Origin of the sequence: Tritonibacter sp. SIMBA_163, assembly GCF_046535935.1 — a bacterium.
Classification (GTDB): domain Bacteria; phylum Pseudomonadota; class Alphaproteobacteria; order Rhodobacterales; family Rhodobacteraceae; genus Epibacterium; species Epibacterium scottomollicae.
Genome location: NZ_JAWJBP010001039.1, coordinates 1 through 246, shown reverse-complemented (window position 1 = coordinate 246; position 246 = coordinate 1). Strand labels below are relative to the sequence as shown.

Sequence of the window (246 nt, the reverse complement as noted above, 5' to 3'; positions counted from 1 at the left end):
CGCCATTGTCACCTCAGTGCGCCGTCGGGCCGTAGCCGGAGGCATATCGCATGATTTCTTCCTGATCGGTCTTCCGGGTTTCCAGAATACCGGTGATGCGTCCGCCATGGAAAACCGCAACGCGGTCGGTCATTCCCATGATCTCGGGCAGTTCCGAGCTGATGAGGACGACGCCGATGCCGGCCGCCGCCAGTTCGTCCATGATCTTGTAGATCGCGAATTTCGCCCCGACGTCGATGCCGCGCG

The 246-nt window shown here is 61.4% G+C and carries 1 pseudogene; it reads right to left on the bottom strand.

Features of this window, described 5'->3' with window-relative positions:
• Positions 1-13: 13 nt before the first annotated feature.
• Positions 14-246, bottom strand: a pseudogene (locus tag R0J92_RS25500) (D-xylose ABC transporter ATP-binding protein); the annotation flags it as partial.